We start from the raw sequence: 16,283 nt of genomic DNA on the forward strand, positions 1-16,283 counted from the left end.
TCGTTGCGATCGGGTGGCCGATTGCAACGAATTGGATTCGTGAGTGCCTAAAAGTATCGCCACGGCCGGAAACATGGTTAGCTGAACACGGTCGCACACTCCGTTTCAAGGACGGAGTTCGTTGCGAGCGTGGTACTGCAGTCGGTTCCACCGCCATCCGGCGGGGTCTAGTTGAGGTATAGCGGTCGGAACAGACCCCCGTCGAGGACGCTCCACGGCGGGAGAATGAAAAGTTAGGAATGCAGTAAATGGCACAGGGCACTGTGAAGTGGTTCAACGCGGAGAAGGGCTTCGGCTTCATCGCGCCTGACGAGGGTAACGACGACGTGTTCGTCCACTACTCGGAGATTCAGGGCAACGGCTTCCGCACCCTCGAAGAGAACCAGCGCGTGGAGTTCGAGGTCGGCCAGGGCACCAAGGGCCCGCAGGCCACCGGCGTCCGCGCAGTCTGATTTCGCACGTCCTGCACAGGACGTCACAGACTTCTAGAGAACACTCCCGGTCCCGCTTCGGCGGGGCCGGGAGTGTCGCGTTGTGGCACAGTAAGATCGACGTGTGAGCCAGATGTCGTTGTTCTCCGCGGACACCGAAGACCCCGTGATCGATGATCTCGCGGGTCTCCTCGCCGCGCAGGGCCAGTCGGTTCACACGAGCCTGGGCGCACGGGTGTCCGTCGTGGTGAGCGCGCAGTGGCGCGCCGACGAGATCGCCGCCGACATCCGGACCACCGGACTCGACGCGGAGACCCTCGCATCAGACGAGGGGTCGCCCATCGCCCGAACCGAAGCGAATCCGCGGATCACCGCGCTGCACCGTCGGTGGTCGACCGGTGCGGTGAAATCGGTCCCCGACGGCTGGACCCCGAGTGCCCGTGCGTTGCGGCTCTGGGTGCTCGCCGCCGGTCACTGCGACGGTCCGCACTATCTGCTCAGACTGGACCCGAGCGCCCCCGAGACCCATGCGCCACTGGCGACCGCGTTGATGCGCGTCGGTGTCGCCCCCACTCTGATCGGCGCGCGCGGCAGTCATCCGGCGCTGCGCGTGTCCGGCCGCAAACGTCTGACTCGACTGGCCGAGACCATCGGTGCGGCGCCGGACGCGGCCCCCGACCGGGTGTGGCCCGGTCCCTGACTCGCTCGGGAACAACCGGAGCGTTCGGTCCGTTAGCCGGGGTGGAGTGCAAACGACACCGTATATAAGGTACAACGGCATCCAACACCAGAACACCGGACCGAAGGGCTCGCTACGTGGCCGCCACTGACAGTGCTAACCCCGCTATCCGTCGACTCGTCATCGTCGAGTCGCCGACTAAAGCGCGCAAGATCGCGGGGTACCTCGGCGCGAACTACGTCGTCGAATCGTCACGTGGACACATTCGGGACCTTCCGCGCGGAGCCGCTGACGTGCCCGCCAAGTACAAGGGGCAGCCGTGGGCCCGCCTCGGTGTGAACGTCGACGACGGCTTCGAACCGCTGTACGTGGTGTCCGCGGACAAGAAGTCGACGGTCTCGGAACTGCGCGCGCTGATGCGCGACGTGGACGAGCTCTACCTCGCGACGGACGGTGACCGCGAGGGTGAGGCCATCGCCTGGCATCTCCTGGAGACCTTGAAGCCGAAGATCCCGGTCAAGCGCATGGTGTTCCACGAGATCACCGAACCCGCGATCATCGCCGCCGCCGAGAACCCGCGCGACCTCGACATCGACCTGGTGGACGCCCAGGAGACCCGACGCATCCTCGACCGCCTGTACGGCTACGAGGTGTCGCCGGTCCTGTGGAAGAAGGTCATGCCGAAGCTGTCGGCGGGCCGTGTCCAGTCGGTCGCCACGCGCGTCATCGTCGAGCGTGAACGTGAGCGGATGGCGTTCGTGTCCGCCGACTACTGGGACATCGCCGCGACGATGGACGCGGGCGCCGACGCCAGACCGCGCACCTTCTCATCGCGTCTGGTGAGTGTGAACGACGACCGAGTCGCCACCGGCCGCGACTTCGGTTCCGACGGCAGGCTCAAGAAGGGCGCGGGTGTCACCGTCCTCGACAGCGCCCGTGCCACCGCGCTCGCGGCGGGGCTCGAAGGCGCCGCACTCACCGTCACCTCGGTCGAGGAGAAGCCGTACACGCGTCGCCCGTATGCGCCGTTCATGACCTCGACGCTGCAGCAGGAGGCCGGTCGCAAACTGCGTTTCACCTCCGATCGCACCATGCGGATCGCGCAGCGCCTGTACGAGAACGGCTACATCACCTATATGCGAACCGACTCGACGACGCTGTCGGAGTCGGCCATCAACGCCGCTCGCGCACAGGCTCGAGACCTGTACGGCGACAAGTTCGTTCACGCGACGCCGCGTCAGTACAACCGCAAGGTGAAGAACGCGCAGGAGGCCCACGAGGCGATCCGCCCCGCGGGCGAGACCTTCCGCACCCCCGGTCAGGTCGCCTCCGCGCTCGACACCGACGAGTTCCGCCTGTACGAGCTGATCTGGCAGCGCACGGTCGCCTCGCAGATGGCCGACGCCCGCGGCACCACGATGAGCTTGAAGATCGGCGGCCGGGCGGCGACCGGCGAAGAGGTCACGTTCTCCTCGTCCGGCCGCACCATCACCTTTCCCGGCTTCCTGTCGGCGTACGTCGAGACCGTCGACGACCTCGCCGGAGGTCAGGCCGACGACGCCGAGAGTCGTCTGCCGAACCTGGTCGAGGGCCAGTCGCTGACCGCCGAGTCCCTCGTCGCCGACGGGCATTCGACCAATCCGCCGGCCCGGTACACCGAGGCGTCGCTGGTCAAGGTCCTCGAAGAGCTCGGCATCGGCCGGCCGTCGACGTACGCGTCGATCATCGGCACCATCCAGGACCGCGGATACGTCATCAAGAAGGGCAATGCGCTGGTCCCGTCGTGGATCGCGTTCGCCGTCGTCGGTCTGTTGGAGGGCTACTTCAACAGCCTCGTCGACTACGACTTCACCGCATCCCTGGAAGACGACCTCGACCAGATCGCCAACGGCAACCAGAATCGGGTCAGTTGGCTCACCGAGTTCTACTTCGGCGACGACGCCGAGACCGCCCCTGAGACGACCGACAAGGACGCGGCGGGCGCCATCGCGCGGGCTGGCGGACTCAAGAAGCTCGTCGGCGTCAATCTGGAGGGCATCGACGCCCGCGAGGTGAACTCGATCAAGCTGTTCGACGACTCGCAGGGGCGACCCATCGTCGTGCGTGTCGGACGGTACGGCCCGTATCTCGAGCGCAACGTCGCCGGACCCGATGCCGAACCCGACCTCAAGCGCGCGAATCTGCCGTCGGACATGACCCCCGACGAGCTGACCCTCGAAGTGGCCGAGAAGCTCTTCGAGACCCCGCAGGAGGGCCGCGAGCTCGGTGTGGATCCGGTGACCGGTCACCGCATCGTCGCCAAAGAAGGACGATTCGGTCCGTACGTCACCGAGATCCTTCCGGAGGAACCCGACGACGACGGCGACGGCGCACCCGTGCCGACGATTCCGGCGGGGCCCACCCCGCGCGACGGCGGGGAGCTTCCCACCGGTGGTGTCGTCTCGCTCGACGACGTGCCGTCCGGCGGTGTCGCCACGGCGACCTCGACCGAGACCGCCAAGAAGACCGTGAAGAAGACGGCCAAGAAGGCTGCGAAGAAGGCGGGCCCGAAGCCGCGCACCGGTTCGCTGTTCAAGTCGATGGACATCTCGACCGTCACCCTCGACGATGCGCTCAAGCTCCTGTCGCTGCCGCGCGTGGTGGGGGTGGACCCGGCGTCGAACGAGGAGATCACCGCTCAGAACGGCCGATACGGGCCGTACCTGAAGAAGGGGACCGATTCGCGCTCGCTGACCTCCGAGGACCAGTTGTTCTCGGTGACGCTCGACGAGGCGCTCAAGATCTACTCCGAGCCGAAGCGTCGCGGTCGTGCGGCCGCCGCGCCGCCGCTGCGCGAGCTCGGGAAGAACGATGACGTCAGCGGCGGCGCCATGGTCATCAAGGACGGCCGTTTCGGCCCGTATGTGACCGACGGCGAGACCAACGCCAGCCTGCGCAAGGGCGACGAGGTCGCGTCGATCACGCCGGAGCGTGCGATGGAGCTGCTCGCCGACCGTCGTGCTCGCGGGCCGGCCAAGAAGGCTGCGAAGAAGACCGCCAAGAAGACCACGGCGAAGAAGACGGCAGCCACGACCACGGCGGCGAAGAAGACCACGGCAGCCAAGAAGACCACCGCGAAGAAGACCACCGCGGCGAAGAAGAGTACGGCGGCCAAGAAGACCACCGCGGCCAAGAAGACCACCGCGAAGAAGGCCGCGCCGAAGAAGACCGACTGACCTGGCGACCGACGCGCTGTCGAGCGTGATCTGCTCCCGCCTCGCGTTACACGCGGAGCGGGAGCAGATCTGCGTCGTGGAACAGCGACATCGATCCGCGCGACGATGCGAGGGCCGAGCTCAGTCCTCGGACTCGGGGCGCACGATCACCGGGAGCGGCGACGTCGACGTCGGCGAGTTCACGTCGATGTCGGGGCGAGCCAGGAGGGTCTCGATGCCCCGGCCGCGGAGTTCGACGCCTTCGCCGATCGCCCAGTGCGCGGCCTCGGCGTCGCTCGCGAGGAAGGTCGCCCGTGCCGACCCGAGGACGCGAGTGGCCTCGTCCTTCGCGAGTTCGGTGAGGCGGGCGGCCTCGTTCACCGGGTCGCCGATCACCGTGTACTCCAGCCGCTGCTGCGCACCGATGTGCCCGGCGACGGCCTTGCCCGCGGACACTCCGATGCCCATGTCCACATCGCCGAGGCGTCGATCGAGTTCCACGCGCAGTTCGCGTGCGGCGGCGAGGGCGGCCCCGGCGAAGTCCTCCTGGTCGAGCGGAGCGCCGAAGATCGCCAGCGCCGCGTCGCCCTGGAACTTGTTGACGAAGCCGCCGTGCCGTCCCACCACCTCGACGACGATCTGGAAGAACTCGTTGAGCAGCCCCACCACTTCGCGCGGCGGTCGGTTCACGGCCAGCCGGGTGGACCCGACGATGTCCACGAACAGCACGCCGACATAGCGTTCCTCGCCGCCGAGTTCGGTGCCGGTCTCGATGGCACGGCGAGCCACGTCCTCGCCGACGTAACGGCCGAACAGGTTCCGCAGTTCCTGCCGTTCTCGGACATCGGAGACCATGTCGTTGAACCCGGCCTGCAGTGCGCCGAGATCGTTGCCGTCGTACACCTTCACGGCCACATTCAAGTTGCCCGCCCGAACCTGGGCCAGGGCCAGCCGGAGCTGCTTGATCGGGTCGGTGATCGAACCGACCAGCCTCGTGATCGCCAACAACCCGAATACGAGCGACGCCGACGCCATCCACAAGATGGGACGCTGCAGCCCCTCGGCGTCGGTGTCGATGAACTCCAGCCGCTGCAGGGTGATCAGGGCGATGATCACCAGCATGGGAACGGCCACCGTCACACCCCAGAACGAGCTGATCCGGGTCGTGATGCCCGGCGCGTGGACGCTGTCGGGATCGTTCGCCATGGCTGCGACGGTGATCGGGCGCAGCACGCGTTCGGACTGCATGAACGAGAGCACACCGGTGACCAGTGCGCCGACCAGGCTGGCGAGAGCGACGAGGATGGCGTCCTTGCCGGAGGTCGTCACCCAGTTGATCAACGACAGGAGGACGCCGCCGACCGTCCACAACGCGAGATTGACGATGCTCAGGAGCGTAGGCAGCTGGAGGGCGCGGCGTCGTGCGGCGGCGTCGTCGGCCCGGGATCTGCGTCGGTGCCAGATCAGGACCGGAAGGCTGAGCCGGGTCACGACGTACATTCCGACGAGTACGGCGATCACGAGGTACACGCCGAAGGCGAGCTGGTTGTAGGCGTCCGCGTCGCTGATGGAGAACGAGTCGGCCGGAGGCATACCCCACCGGAGGAATGCGAACGTGAACAACGCGCCGATCAAGTTGGCGCGCAACAGGTCGAGGGCAAGGATCGGCCACGGAGTGTGCGACAGCCAGCGCAGGGTATGCGCCAGTCTGGCGAGCCCGAACCGTCTTGCTACCACGAGTCCACGGTAGCCGCCTGCTTGCAATTGTTAAACGGGTTGCCGATGGGCGATCGTCTGAACAGGGGCTTAGGCTGGCGGATGTGACTAATGTCTTCGACCGGATGATCGGGCAGGAGCTGCTGGCCGGTGAGTTGCGCGACGCTGCGCGTTCGGCGCGGGCCGTTGCGGCGCGGATCGACGAGGCGGACGACGGCGCCGTCTCGATGTTCGCCGACGACCCGGTGGACGAGCTGCCGGTCGGCGTGCGCGAGTCGATGACCCATGCCTGGTTGTTCACCGGCCCGCCGGGCAGCGGCCGATCGGTCGCGGCGACGGCGTTCGCGGCCGCGCTGGAATGCACCTCGCCCGAGGAGGTCGGGTGCGGGGAGTGCCGCGCCTGCACGACGGTGATGGGCGGTACGCACGGCGACGTCCGACACATCCAGCCGGAGGGACTGTCGATCTCGGTGCGTCAGATCCGCGACATCGTCTCGCTCGCGGCACGGAGGCCGACCACCGGCCGGTGGCAGATCGTCATCGTCGAGGACGCCGACCGGCTCACGGAGAACGGTGCCAACGCCCTCCTGAAATCGGTCGAGGAACCGCCGGAGCGGACCCTGTTCCTACTGTGCGCACCGTCGGTGGCACCGGAGGACATCGCGATCACCCTGAGGTCCCGCTGCCGCCATGTGGCGTTGACCGCGCCGTCGAGCGAGCAGATCGCGCAGGTGCTGATCGAGCGGGACGGCATCGACCCCGAACCGGCGCGGTGGGCGGCATCGGTGTCAGGCGGTCACGTCGGACGCGCCAAGCGTCTGGCGACCGATCCGCAGTCGCGGCAGCAGCGGGAGCAGGCGCTGAGTCTGGCGCGGGCGGCGACCCGCGAGTCGACCGCGTTCGCGGCCGCGGACACGCTCGTGAAGACCGCGACCGAGACCGCCACCGCGATCAGTGCCGAGATCGACGCGGCCGAGACCGAGGAGCTGATGACGGCTCTGGGCGCGGGCGGCACCGGCAAGGGCACCGCCCGCCCGCCGCGCGGTACGGCCGGCGCGGTGAAAGAACTCGAGAAACAGCAGAAGTCGCGCCGTACGCGCATGATGCGCGATGTCCTCGACCGCGCTCTCGTCGATCTCGCCGCCCTGTTCCGGGACGCGCTGTCGCGTTCGCTGGGAGCTCGCGTGACGCTCATGCACCCGGACAAGGAGGACGATCTCATCGACGGCATGGCGCGCTACGCCTCGCCGGAGAAGCTCCTCGCGTGCATCGAGGCGGTCCTCGAGTGCCGGGAGTCGCTCGACATGAACGTCAAACCGAAATTCGCGGTCGGCGCGATGGTCGTCTCGCTCGGTGACCAGCTCCGCCAGTAGTCACAGCAGTAGCAGTAACAGCAGTAGCAGTGCGGGAACGACGACCCGGGCGTTCACGGTCGCTGCTCGCGTGTGACGGGTCGAGTCCAGCCAGGTCACAACGTCGCAGGCGTCGGCGGGCGACGGCGGGTCGTGGAGCTGCCGCGGACTGACTGCCACGTCCCACATCTTCCGTCGCGTGCGTGCGTGCGACGGCACTACGCGGTGACGGCGGCCTCGGTGCTCTGCCGTTCGACCGCTGCCTCGCGGGCCAGCAGGAAGAACGGGGTGGCTGTAGCGATCCCGACCGCGAACGTCAGGACGACACTTGCGAGCCACCAGCGGACCATGCCCAGCCGCCGAGCCTCGCCCAGCGCCCACACATGGAATCCGATCACGACGAACGTCAGGTCGACCATCGCGAACTTGCCCGGGACCGTCTTCCACACGTCGCCGACGAAGAAGTCGGCCGTCGAACGCCAGCCGTTCCGCGCCACATAGGGCAGGCCGATCGCGTTCTGTGTGAATAACGATGCCAAGAACACGTAGAACAGTGGCTTGCGGGCGATCTGTGTCGGAGTCATGGGGTCCTGCCTTAGTCGAGGAAGCGAGGTGTTCCTCGACCCTACTCAGCGGTAGCCGTCGAGTGTGAGCGGACGGACCGATGGAGGCCGTCGCCGAGCCGCAGCGGACTCGCCGCGGACCGACGAGGCCGACAACGCCGGAAAACACAGGTGGGAGCGGTATATCAGTAGTAGTACGGGTAGTCGTCCCAGTTCGGGTCGCGTTTGCCCAGGAACGCGTCGCGACCCTCGACGGCCTCATCGGTCATGTACGCCAGGCGCGTCGCCTCGCCCGCGAACACCTGCTGCCCCATCAGACCGTCGTCGGTCAGGTTGAATGCGAACTTCAACATGCGCTGGGCGGTCGGCGACTTCGAGTTGATCTTGCGGCCCCACTCGATCGCCGTGTTCTCCAGCTCGGAGTGATCGACCACTCGATTCACCGCACCCATCCGGTGCATGGTCTCGGCGTCGTACGCCTCGCCGAGGAAGAAGATCTCCCGCGCGAACTTCTGCCCGACCTGCTTGGCCAGGTAGGCGCTGCCGTAACCGGCGTCGAAGCTGCCCACGTCGGCGTCGGTCTGCTTGAATCGCGCGTGTTCGCGTGAGGCGAGGGTCAGGTCGGCGACGGCGTGCAGCGAATGCCCGCCGCCCGCGGCCCAGCCGTTGACGACGGCGATGACGACCTTCGGCATGGTGCGGATCAGACGCTGCACCTCCAGGATGTGCAGGCGACCGCCCTCGGCCTTGACACGCGCGGTGTCGACGCTGTCGACCGTGGCCGCCTCGACGTCGGAGTCGTGGCTGGTCGCGTACTGGTACCCGCTGCGGCCGCGGATGCGCTGGTCGCCGCCGCTGCAGAACGCCCAACCGCCGTCCTTGGGCGACGGTCCGTTGCCGGTCAGCAGGACGGTTCCGACATCGGGGGAGCGACGCGCGTGGTCGAGGGTGCGGTACAGCTCGTCGACGGTGTGCGGCCGGAACGCGTTGCGCACCTCGGGGCGGTCGAAGGCGATCCGGACGATCCCGTCGGCGCGGCTCTGCCCGACGTGCCGGTGATAGGTGATGTCGGTGAGATCGTCGAAGCCGGGCACCGACTTCCACTGCGTCGGATCGAACGGGGCGGTATTCGGATCTGTCATGTCCACGAGCCTATCGCCGGGTCACCGGTCTGCGGATTCGCGCTGCGGATACGGTGGGACGATGACGGAGACCTCCAAGCACGAGTGGGACATCCCGGCGACCGATGACTCGCCGCACGAGGGAGGCTTCCGCGCAGACCTGGCGATCACCACCGAGCGGGGCGGACCGAGCTACGGCGCGATGATCGAACAGGTTCGGGCGTTCATGGGCAAGGTGCGGTACGCGTCGCCGACTCCGGAGCTGGCCGACGAGGTCATCGAGGATCTGCGCAAACTCAACGCCAAGCTCGACACGATGCTCGTCGACGAGTGGACCAGCCCGTCGGGAACGCGTATCGATCTGCCGTCGCGCGGGAACATCACCCTGCCGCCGTATGTGATCACCACGGGCGGTCCGGACGGCGTCGAAGCCGAGGTGACCTTCGGCGACTTCCATCTGGGCGGCAACGGCGTGACCCACGGCGGTCACGTCGCGGTCGCGTTCGACGACCTGGGCGGCATGGCGTCCGCGCTCAAGACGGGCGGCGTCGCGCGCACCGCGTACCTGACGGTGAACTACCGGTCGCTGACCCCGCTCAACAAGCCGCTGACGATCCGGACCTGGGTCGACGTGCAGGACGACCGCAAACTGTACGTCAAAGGCACCCTGCACGACGGCGACCGGCTGTGCGCCGACCTCGACTCGCTGTTCATCAAGCTGAAGCCCGGTCAGCCGTAGAAGCCCGGTCAGCCGCGGAAGAGTGTGGCGCACGCCGAGGACGATGCTCGCCCGGTCCGCGGCGCCGCTTCAGCTCTCGACCGGGAGCTCCCGGATCGGCGTCGCAGGCACTCCCACCGCCACCACATGATCGGGCAGATCGCGCACCACGACGCTGCCCGCGCCGACGACGGTGTTCCGCCCGATCGTGACGCCGGCACCGACTGTGACGTTCGAGCCCAGCCAGCAGTTGTCGCCGATGACTATCGGGGCGGTGCGCTCGGCGCCTTCCCGGCGGAGTCGATGGTCGTCGATCGGGTGCAGTGCCGTCGCGAGATTCGCCGACGGACCGATGCGGACGTGATCGCCGAGGACGATGGGGCCGTCGACGTACCAGTCGCCGGAGAGCAGTGCCTCGACGTCGGTCATCAGTCGACGAGTTCGTGCGCTTCGACGACGAAGCCCGCGGCGCGGAGACGGTCGACGAGGACGTCGCCCATCGCAACGGACGGGGTCAGGACGCCGGACCGCTCGGGGAGCCGGTCGCGGTCGAGGGCCAACGCCAGCGCGCTCTCGCCGAGCATCACCGCCGTCGCCTTGTATCCGGGGTCGCCGTGCGCACGCATCTGCGACCGATAGCGTCGGCCGGTCGTGGTGCGGGTGAACGTCTGCGTGACGAAATGCCCTGCTTCCCGTGACTTCTCGGTGGGTCCCTGACCGGGCTTGGGAAGAATCAGATCGAGCGCCTTGCGCGTCGGACGCATGCTCATGGCACCGAGGAAGAGTCCGGTACCGACCGATACGGCGCCGGCCAGCACCGCCGACAGCCCGGGCACGCCGCCGACGGCCATGGTCTCCTGATACCGGAAGGCATCGCCATAGGCGCCGTCGCGCAGCGCGTTGGAGCGACGGACGATCCGCGTGTTGTACGACGCCATGAAGAACGGCGCCAGTGTGCCGCGCAGCGACGGATCCACTTTGCGCGCGTCGACGGGAGAGATGTCGCTCGGTTCGGAGTTGATGCCCGCGCGAGGCGTCTCGCCCGCGCCGCCCGACAGGGCCTGCGGGTTCAGCAACAGGCGGCGGGTCTGCGCGTCCTTGGCCTGGTCGGCGATCACTCGCACCGAGTCGACGGTGCCGCCCGAGGCTCCGCCGCGCATCGACGTCAGCACCATGGTGGTGTCGGTCATCTCGCCCGCGCCGTCGTCGCTGATCTGCTTGTGCAGCAGGTAGGCGCCGAGGTCGGAGGGCACCGAGTCGAACCCGCACGAGTGGACGATGCGAGCGCCGGTTCCGCGGGCGGTGTCGTCTGCCTTGTCGATGGAGTACCGCACGAACGGGACCTCGCCGGTCAGGTCGACGTAGTCGGTGCCCGCCGTCGCCGCCGCGACCACGAGGTTCTCGCCGTAGCGCAGATACGGTCCGACGGTCGTGCACACCACCCGCGTCCGTGCGCACATCGCGTCGAGGGACGCCGGAGAGTCCGAGTCGGCGACGATCAACGGCCATCCGGCGGCGTTCTCGCCGAGGCGGCGCCGCACCGCGGCCAGCTTGGTCTCCGACCGCCCCGCCAGCGCGATCCGGGTGCCTTCCGGCGCGTGCCGAGCGAGATAGTCGGCGGTCAGTTCACCGACGAAACCCGTTGCTCCGTAAACGACGACGTCGAATTCGCGACTCATGACCCCGAGCCTAGTCGGGATGGCCGCCCGCGCGGGAGAGGTGAACGGCCTCGTATGTCAGACGGCTCGGCCGATCACGAACGCTCCCATCGTCTTGGGCGCCTGGTCGGCGTAGAAGGCGTCGACCTCGACCAGACGCCATCCGGCGGCTGTGATCTCGGCCGGGACGGCGCGTGTCAGGTGACATCCGCCGCCGAGGCGTTTCTGGAGGGGTTCGAGGCGCCGCTGCCACCGGCGCACGTCGGCGTCGGGCGCACTCCCGTGTTCGAGGAACGCGAACACCCCGCCGGGCCGCACCACGCGCCGCAACTCGGCGAGGGCCGCGGGCAGATCGGGGATCGTGCACAGCGTGAACGTCGACAGCGCGGAGTCGAAGGAGTCGTCGTCGAACGGGAGCCGCCGGCCGTCGAGTCCGGACCGCTCGATGGGCACCGCGGATCCGGCGACTCGTCCGGCACCCAGCCTCCACCCCGCATCGCTCGGTTCCACCGCCGCGACTTCCGTCACCGCGTCCGGGTACTGACCGACGTTGAAACCCGATCCGAAGCCGATCTCCACGACCCGTCCCGTCAACGGCCCGCAGGCCCGGCGCCGCAGCGGGTTCATCGCGGGCATCCCGCAGGTCTTGGCGATGATCCTCGGCAGCACCTTCTCGGAGTACAAGCTCATGAACCGACGGTATAGCGCGCGGCATAGTGTGTCAGCCATGAATCCGTCCACCCTGCAGGCCCGCGTGATCGTCGACGAGATGATCCGCTGCGGTGTCCGCGACGCCGTCCTGTGCCCGGGATCCCGCAACGCTCCGCTCGCCTTCGCGCTGCACGCCGCCCATCAGCAGGGTCGACTCCGCCTGCACGTCCGCATCGACGAGCGTTCGGCTGGATTCCTCGCACTCGGCCTCGCCGTGGCCTCGGCCACGCCCGTCCCCATCGTGATGACCAGCGGAACCGCCGTCGCGAACATGAGCCCGGCCGTCTTCGAAGCCAACTACGCGCGAGTCCCCCTCGTCGTCGTCAGCGCCAACCGACCGTACGAGCTGCTCGGGTCAGGCGCGAACCAGACCGTCGAACAGTTCGGCATCTTCGGCACCCAGGTCCGTGCCACCATCAGCCTCGGCCTCGCCGAACGCGATCTCGACACCAACTCGCAGTGGCGCTCGGCGGTCGGCCGCGTGCTCGCCTCCGCGCGCGGGGCCCGCACCGGCAACGCCGGTCCCGTCCAGTTCGACATCCCGCTCCGCGAACCCCTCGTCCCTGATGCGAACGACGATCCGTACACCGACCTCGCGGACGTCGCCGACGGCCGGTTCGCGGGACGGCCCGACGGCGCGCCGTGGACGTACGCGCCCGTCGGCCGCCTCGACATCGGCCTGGACATCGATCTGTCCCGCGACACCGTCGTGGTCTCCGGACACGGTGCGGGCGTCCACCCGGCGCTCGCCGACCTGCCGACCGTCGCCGAGCCCACGGCTCCGCATCCGAAGACCCCGCTGCACCCGCTGGCGCTGCGAGATCTGAAGCCGCAGCAGGCGATCATCTGTGGTCGGCCGACGCTGCACCGCTCGGTCTCGCGGCTTCTCGCCGACCCGACCGTCGACGTGTACGCCCTCACCACTGGGCCGCGCTGGCCGGACGTGTCCGGCAACGTGCGTGCCACCGGCACCCGCGCGGAGCCGACCGCACCGCCGCGACCGGAGTGGCTCGCCGAGGCCGCCGCCGCCGACGCGCGGGTCGTCGCCGCGGTCGACGCCGAACTCGACGCCACCGACGTCACCACCGGACTCCACGTCGCGCGCACCGTCGCCTCCGCCACGGCACTGGGCGACCGGCTCGTGGTCGGAGCCTCCAATCCGGTCCGTGACGTGGCCCTGGCCGGACGCCTCGTCGACGGTGTCCACGTCATGTCCAACCGGGGGGTCGCGGGCATCGACGGCACCAACGCCACCGCGATCGGGGCCGCCCTGGACGCCGCGCCCGACCAGCGGACCATCGCGTTCATGGGCGACCTCACCTTCGTCCACGACGCCACCGGCCTCCTCATCGGTCCGGCCGAACCCCGCCCGCACAATCTGCGGATCGTCGTGGCGAACGACGACGGAGGCGGTATCTTCAGCCTCCTCGAACAGGGCGATCCCCGCTTCGACACCGGCGACTACACCGGCGTGTACGAGCGCGTCTTCGGCACACCGCACCGCACCGACCTCGCGGCGCTCTGCGCGGGCTTCCACATCGGACACCGTCGCGCGAGCCTCGACGAACTGCCCGCCGTCCTCGCCGAGCCGGCACCGGACGGTGGCATCGAGGTCGTTGAGGTGGCGACCAGCCGCGACGGACTCCGCCCCATTCACGACCGGATCTCCGCTCGCCTCGCTACGGACCGGTAACCTCACATCTCATGACGACCACCGTGCAACGCCGAGTGCAGCTCACCATCGCCGCACTCGGCGTCGTCGTCACCCTCATCGGGGCGGTCATCATCGCGGGCGCCTACCGCAACGACGCCAAGATCGACGCCAACAGGGCCACGGCCGTCGCCGAGGTCATCGCCGCCGACCGACTCCATGCCGCCGTCAACTTCGTCACGCCCGACGGCGTGCTCCGCAATCCGAAACTCGGACTGCTCTATCCGACGCAGCTGTCCACCGGACAGCGCATTCTCGTCGACTACGACGCCTCCGACCCCGACACCCTCGCGCGCCCCGCGGGTCGCGGCGCGTCCCTGTCGGTCGCGCCGGCGCTCTCGGTGATCGGCGCCGGCTGGATCATCGTGATCGTGCTCATGGTCGGCGTAGCCGAAATCGGCAGGCGTTCTCGCCGGTCTAAGCTCGACGCATGAGCAGGGGAGACCGCGCCGGTCTGGACAAGCAGCCGTCCGAAGTCGCCGAGATGTTCGACGGCGTCGCCAAACGCTACGACATCACCAACACGGTTCTGTCGTTCGGCCAGGACCGCCGATGGCGCCGCAACACCCGCAGGGCCCTCGCGCTCCGCCCCCGCGACGTCGTGCTCGATCTCGCGGCGGGCACGGCCGTGTCCACCGAGGAGCTCCGCGCGTCCGGAGCCACCTGCATAGCGGCCGACTTCTCCCTCGGCATGCTGCGGGCGGGCGCTGCGCGCGAGGTCCCCAAGGTGGCCGCGGACGCCCTGCACCTGCCGTTCGCCGACGAGTCGTTCGACGCCGCGACCATCTCCTTCGGACTCCGCAACGTCAACGACGTCGATCATGCGCTCGGTGAGCTCCGCCGCGTCCTCAAGCCGGGTGGACGCCTGGTGATCTGCGAGTTCTCCACCCCGACGTGGCGACCGTTCCGCACCGTCTACATGGAGTACCTGATGAAGGCGCTTCCCGCGGTGGCCACCAAGGTGTCGTCGAACCCGGCCGCCTACGTCTACCTCGCCGAGTCGATTCGCGAATGGCCGCACCAGGAGGGGCTCGCCGGGAGGATCTCGGCGGCCGGCTTCACCGATGTCGGGTGGGTGAATCAGACCGGCGGGATCGCGGCGATCCATCACGGGGTTCGCGCATAGTCCGCGCCCCGTTCGACGGTGCGCGCTCAGGTGAAGGGCGGACGCGACTCGACGGTCGATGCGACGCGACCGGCCGTGCGCCAGGCGCGCGCGATGAGGTCCGTGTCGTCCGGGGTCATCAGATTGCCCATCACACGGACGACGGTGTTCATCAGCGTCGCCGACGTGATGCCGGGTCGGCCGAGCAACGGCACGGTCCGGGGGAGCGTCAGCAGACCCGCCGCCCGGCGGGCCGCGGCGAACACCGCACCGTACTCGCGGCGCAGATGCGCGGGCCACGCCGCGGAGAAGTCGTTCTCGGCGTCGAGCATCGCGATCGCGGCCTCCGCGGTCTCCAACGCGTAGTCGATGCCCTCGCCGTTCAGCGGGTTCACACAGGCCGCCGCGTCGCCGATCAACATCCAGTTCGCACCGGCGACCCCGGTCACCGCACCGCCCATCGGCAGCAGCGCGGACGTGATGCGCTCCGGGGCGCCGGCGAGCCGCCACTCGTCGCCGACCATGCGCGCATAGTGTTCGAGTACCGGGCGCAAGGCCATCGACGCCGGTCGCTTCGCGGTCGCTAGCGCGCCGACTCCGACGTTCACCAGACCGTCGCCGAGTGGAAACACCCAGCCGTAGCCGGGCAGCAGTTCGCCGTCCGGACCCCGCAGCTCCAGATGCGAGCCCATCCACTCGGCGTCCGAGCGGTCCGACGCGGCATACGAGCGGGCCGCCACTCCGTACGCGGTGTCCCGATGCCACTGACGCCCGAGCGACTTGCCCAGACCCGATCGCACACCGTCCGCGACGATCACGTCGCGCACCGCGATCCGCGCGCGGATCCCGTCGCGCACGACGGTCACCGACTCGATGCGCCCGCCGGTCACCTGGACGCCGATCGCCTTGGCGCCGGAGACCATGCGTGCCCCCTGGGCGACGGCGAACCGTCGTATCGCATCGTCGAGCTCGGTCCGGGACACCGCGCTGCCGACCGACCCGAACGGCGACGTCGGCCACGGAACCCGTTGGCGGGAGCCCCAGCCGTTGAGCTCGAGACCGCGGATACGGGGGCGGTCGGCCAGGAACTCGCCCATCCCGAGTGACACCATCGCCGATCGAGCGCGCGGTGTCAGACCGTCACCGCACGTCTTGTCCCGGGGAAACACCGCGGCATCCAGAAGGACGACGTCGCGACCGTCTCGCGCGGCGTGCGCGGCCGCGGCGGCACCCGCCGGACCCGCTCCGACCACGAGGAGATCGGCGTCGTCGGGGACAGGGGGATGCGGATTGCCGTCGGCAGGCGTTACGGTCGTCACCCGAC

16 protein-coding genes are annotated in these 16,283 nt (G+C 68.8%); 8 read left to right on the forward strand and 8 right to left on the reverse strand.

The window, feature by feature from the left end:
- Positions 1–248: 248 nt before the first annotated feature.
- The 3 genes from BKA16_RS06740 (at position 249) to topA (ending at position 4,325) form a co-directional block, all read left to right on the forward strand.
- Positions 249–452: a cold-shock protein gene (locus BKA16_RS06740; RefSeq protein WP_005171662.1), complete on the forward strand. Its 204-nt coding sequence runs from the start codon at positions 249–251 to the stop codon at positions 450–452.
- A gap of 103 nt (positions 453–555) precedes the next feature.
- Positions 556–1,131 (forward strand): hypothetical protein, encoded by a 576-nt coding sequence (locus BKA16_RS06745; RefSeq protein WP_183369933.1) that lies wholly within the window; start codon positions 556–558, stop codon positions 1,129–1,131.
- 116 nt (positions 1,132–1,247) lie between these two features.
- Positions 1,248–4,325: a type I DNA topoisomerase gene (gene topA, locus BKA16_RS06750; RefSeq protein WP_183369934.1), complete on the forward strand. Its 3,078-nt coding sequence runs from the start codon at positions 1,248–1,250 to the stop codon at positions 4,323–4,325.
- A 120-nt stretch (positions 4,326–4,445) separates the two neighbouring features.
- Here topA and BKA16_RS06755 read toward each other — a convergent pair whose 3' ends face one another.
- Complete coding sequence (locus BKA16_RS06755; protein WP_183369935.1) at positions 4,446–6,041, reverse strand: adenylate/guanylate cyclase domain-containing protein; 1,596 nt, start codon at positions 6,039–6,041, stop codon at positions 4,446–4,448.
- 83 nt (positions 6,042–6,124) lie between these two features.
- Here BKA16_RS06755 and BKA16_RS06760 point away from each other — a divergent pair, with 83 nt between their 5' ends.
- A complete protein-coding gene (locus BKA16_RS06760; RefSeq protein ID WP_183369936.1) occupies positions 6,125–7,393 on the forward strand; it encodes a DNA polymerase III subunit delta' in 1,269 nt (422 codons plus the stop codon).
- On the opposite strand, the gene BKA16_RS06765 is transcribed toward BKA16_RS06760, so the two are convergent.
- The 3 genes from BKA16_RS06765 to BKA16_RS06775 form a co-directional block, all read right to left on the reverse strand.
- On the reverse strand, positions 7,394–7,552 hold the full coding sequence (locus tag BKA16_RS06765; RefSeq protein WP_183369937.1) for a hypothetical protein: 159 nt from the start codon (positions 7,550–7,552) through the stop codon (positions 7,394–7,396).
- A gap of 38 nt (positions 7,553–7,590) precedes the next feature.
- The gene (locus BKA16_RS06770; protein ID WP_183369938.1) at positions 7,591–7,956 is read right to left on the reverse strand and encodes a DUF2834 domain-containing protein; all 366 of its coding nucleotides are present in this window, start codon (positions 7,954–7,956) and stop codon (positions 7,591–7,593) included.
- Positions 7,957–8,120: 164 nt separating this feature from the next.
- Positions 8,121–9,077: a 1,4-dihydroxy-2-naphthoyl-CoA synthase gene (locus BKA16_RS06775; protein ID WP_183369939.1), complete on the reverse strand. Its 957-nt coding sequence runs from the start codon at positions 9,075–9,077 to the stop codon at positions 8,121–8,123.
- A 61-nt stretch (positions 9,078–9,138) separates the two neighbouring features.
- On the opposite strand from BKA16_RS06775, the gene BKA16_RS06780 reads away from it, so the two are divergent.
- On the forward strand, positions 9,139–9,795 hold the full coding sequence (locus BKA16_RS06780; RefSeq protein WP_183369940.1) for a PaaI family thioesterase: 657 nt from the start codon (positions 9,139–9,141) through the stop codon (positions 9,793–9,795).
- A 69-nt stretch (positions 9,796–9,864) separates the two neighbouring features.
- Here BKA16_RS06780 and BKA16_RS06785 read toward each other — a convergent pair whose 3' ends face one another.
- Genes BKA16_RS06785 through BKA16_RS06795 form a run of 3 tightly spaced genes read right to left on the reverse strand, consistent with a single transcriptional unit; the run spans position 9,865 to position 12,122 of the window.
- The gene (locus BKA16_RS06785; RefSeq protein ID WP_281378394.1) at positions 9,865–10,203 is read right to left on the reverse strand and encodes a DapH/DapD/GlmU-related protein; all 339 of its coding nucleotides are present in this window, start codon (positions 10,201–10,203) and stop codon (positions 9,865–9,867) included.
- Complete coding sequence (locus BKA16_RS06790) at positions 10,203–11,453, reverse strand: saccharopine dehydrogenase family protein (RefSeq protein ID WP_183369941.1); 1,251 nt, start codon at positions 11,451–11,453, stop codon at positions 10,203–10,205. Before BKA16_RS06790 ends, BKA16_RS06785 begins: the two co-directional genes overlap by 1 nt.
- 57 nt (positions 11,454–11,510) lie before the next feature.
- Positions 11,511–12,122 carry a class I SAM-dependent methyltransferase gene (locus tag BKA16_RS06795; protein ID WP_183369942.1) on the reverse strand — a complete coding sequence of 204 codons (612 nt, stop codon included), beginning with the start codon at positions 12,120–12,122 and terminating at the stop codon, positions 11,511–11,513.
- Positions 12,123–12,159: 37 nt separating this feature from the next.
- On the opposite strand from BKA16_RS06795, the gene menD reads away from it, so the two are divergent.
- The 3 genes from menD to BKA16_RS06810 are packed head-to-tail and all read left to right on the forward strand — an operon-like array spanning position 12,160 to position 14,980.
- Positions 12,160–13,836 carry a 2-succinyl-5-enolpyruvyl-6-hydroxy-3-cyclohexene-1-carboxylic-acid synthase gene (gene menD / locus BKA16_RS06800; protein ID WP_183369943.1) on the forward strand — a complete coding sequence of 559 codons (1,677 nt, stop codon included), beginning with the start codon at positions 12,160–12,162 and terminating at the stop codon, positions 13,834–13,836.
- A gap of 11 nt (positions 13,837–13,847) precedes the next feature.
- A complete protein-coding gene (locus BKA16_RS06805; protein ID WP_183369944.1) occupies positions 13,848–14,288 on the forward strand; it encodes a DUF3592 domain-containing protein in 441 nt (146 codons plus the stop codon).
- Positions 14,285–14,980: a demethylmenaquinone methyltransferase gene (locus BKA16_RS06810; RefSeq protein WP_183369945.1), complete on the forward strand. Its 696-nt coding sequence runs from the start codon at positions 14,285–14,287 to the stop codon at positions 14,978–14,980. The genes BKA16_RS06805 and BKA16_RS06810 overlap by 4 nt, the downstream gene beginning before the upstream one ends.
- Positions 14,981–15,006: 26 nt before the next feature.
- Here the strand turns inward: BKA16_RS06810 and BKA16_RS06815 are convergent, their stop codons facing one another.
- Positions 15,007–16,278 carry a geranylgeranyl reductase family protein gene (locus tag BKA16_RS06815; RefSeq protein ID WP_183369946.1) on the reverse strand — a complete coding sequence of 424 codons (1,272 nt, stop codon included), beginning with the start codon at positions 16,276–16,278 and terminating at the stop codon, positions 15,007–15,009.
- Positions 16,279–16,283 lie beyond the last annotated feature (5 nt).

Origin of the sequence: Gordonia humi, assembly GCF_014197435.1 — a bacterium.
GTDB classification, from domain to species: domain Bacteria; phylum Actinomycetota; class Actinomycetes; order Mycobacteriales; family Mycobacteriaceae; genus Gordonia; species Gordonia humi.

Coding starts and splice junctions, on each gene's coding strand:
- BKA16_RS06805 (WP_183369944.1), top strand. CDS start 13,848: ATGACGACCACCGTGCAACGCCGAGTGCAGCTCACCATCGCCGCACTC.
- BKA16_RS06790 (WP_183369941.1), bottom strand. CDS start 11,453: ATGAGTCGCGAATTCGACGTCGTCGTTTACGGAGCAACGGGTTTCGTC.
- BKA16_RS06740 (WP_005171662.1), top strand. CDS start 249: ATGGCACAGGGCACTGTGAAGTGGTTCAACGCGGAGAAGGGCTTCGGC.
- BKA16_RS06775 (WP_183369939.1), bottom strand. CDS start 9,077: ATGACAGATCCGAATACCGCCCCGTTCGATCCGACGCAGTGGAAGTCG.
- menD (WP_183369943.1), top strand. CDS start 12,160: ATGAATCCGTCCACCCTGCAGGCCCGCGTGATCGTCGACGAGATGATC.
- BKA16_RS06795 (WP_183369942.1), bottom strand. CDS start 12,122: ATGAGCTTGTACTCCGAGAAGGTGCTGCCGAGGATCATCGCCAAGACC.
- BKA16_RS06770 (WP_183369938.1), bottom strand. CDS start 7,956: ATGACTCCGACACAGATCGCCCGCAAGCCACTGTTCTACGTGTTCTTG.
- BKA16_RS06785 (WP_281378394.1), bottom strand. CDS start 10,203: ATGACCGACGTCGAGGCACTGCTCTCCGGCGACTGGTACGTCGACGGC.
- BKA16_RS06810 (WP_183369945.1), top strand. CDS start 14,285: ATGAGCAGGGGAGACCGCGCCGGTCTGGACAAGCAGCCGTCCGAAGTC.
- BKA16_RS06780 (WP_183369940.1), top strand. CDS start 9,139: ATGACGGAGACCTCCAAGCACGAGTGGGACATCCCGGCGACCGATGAC.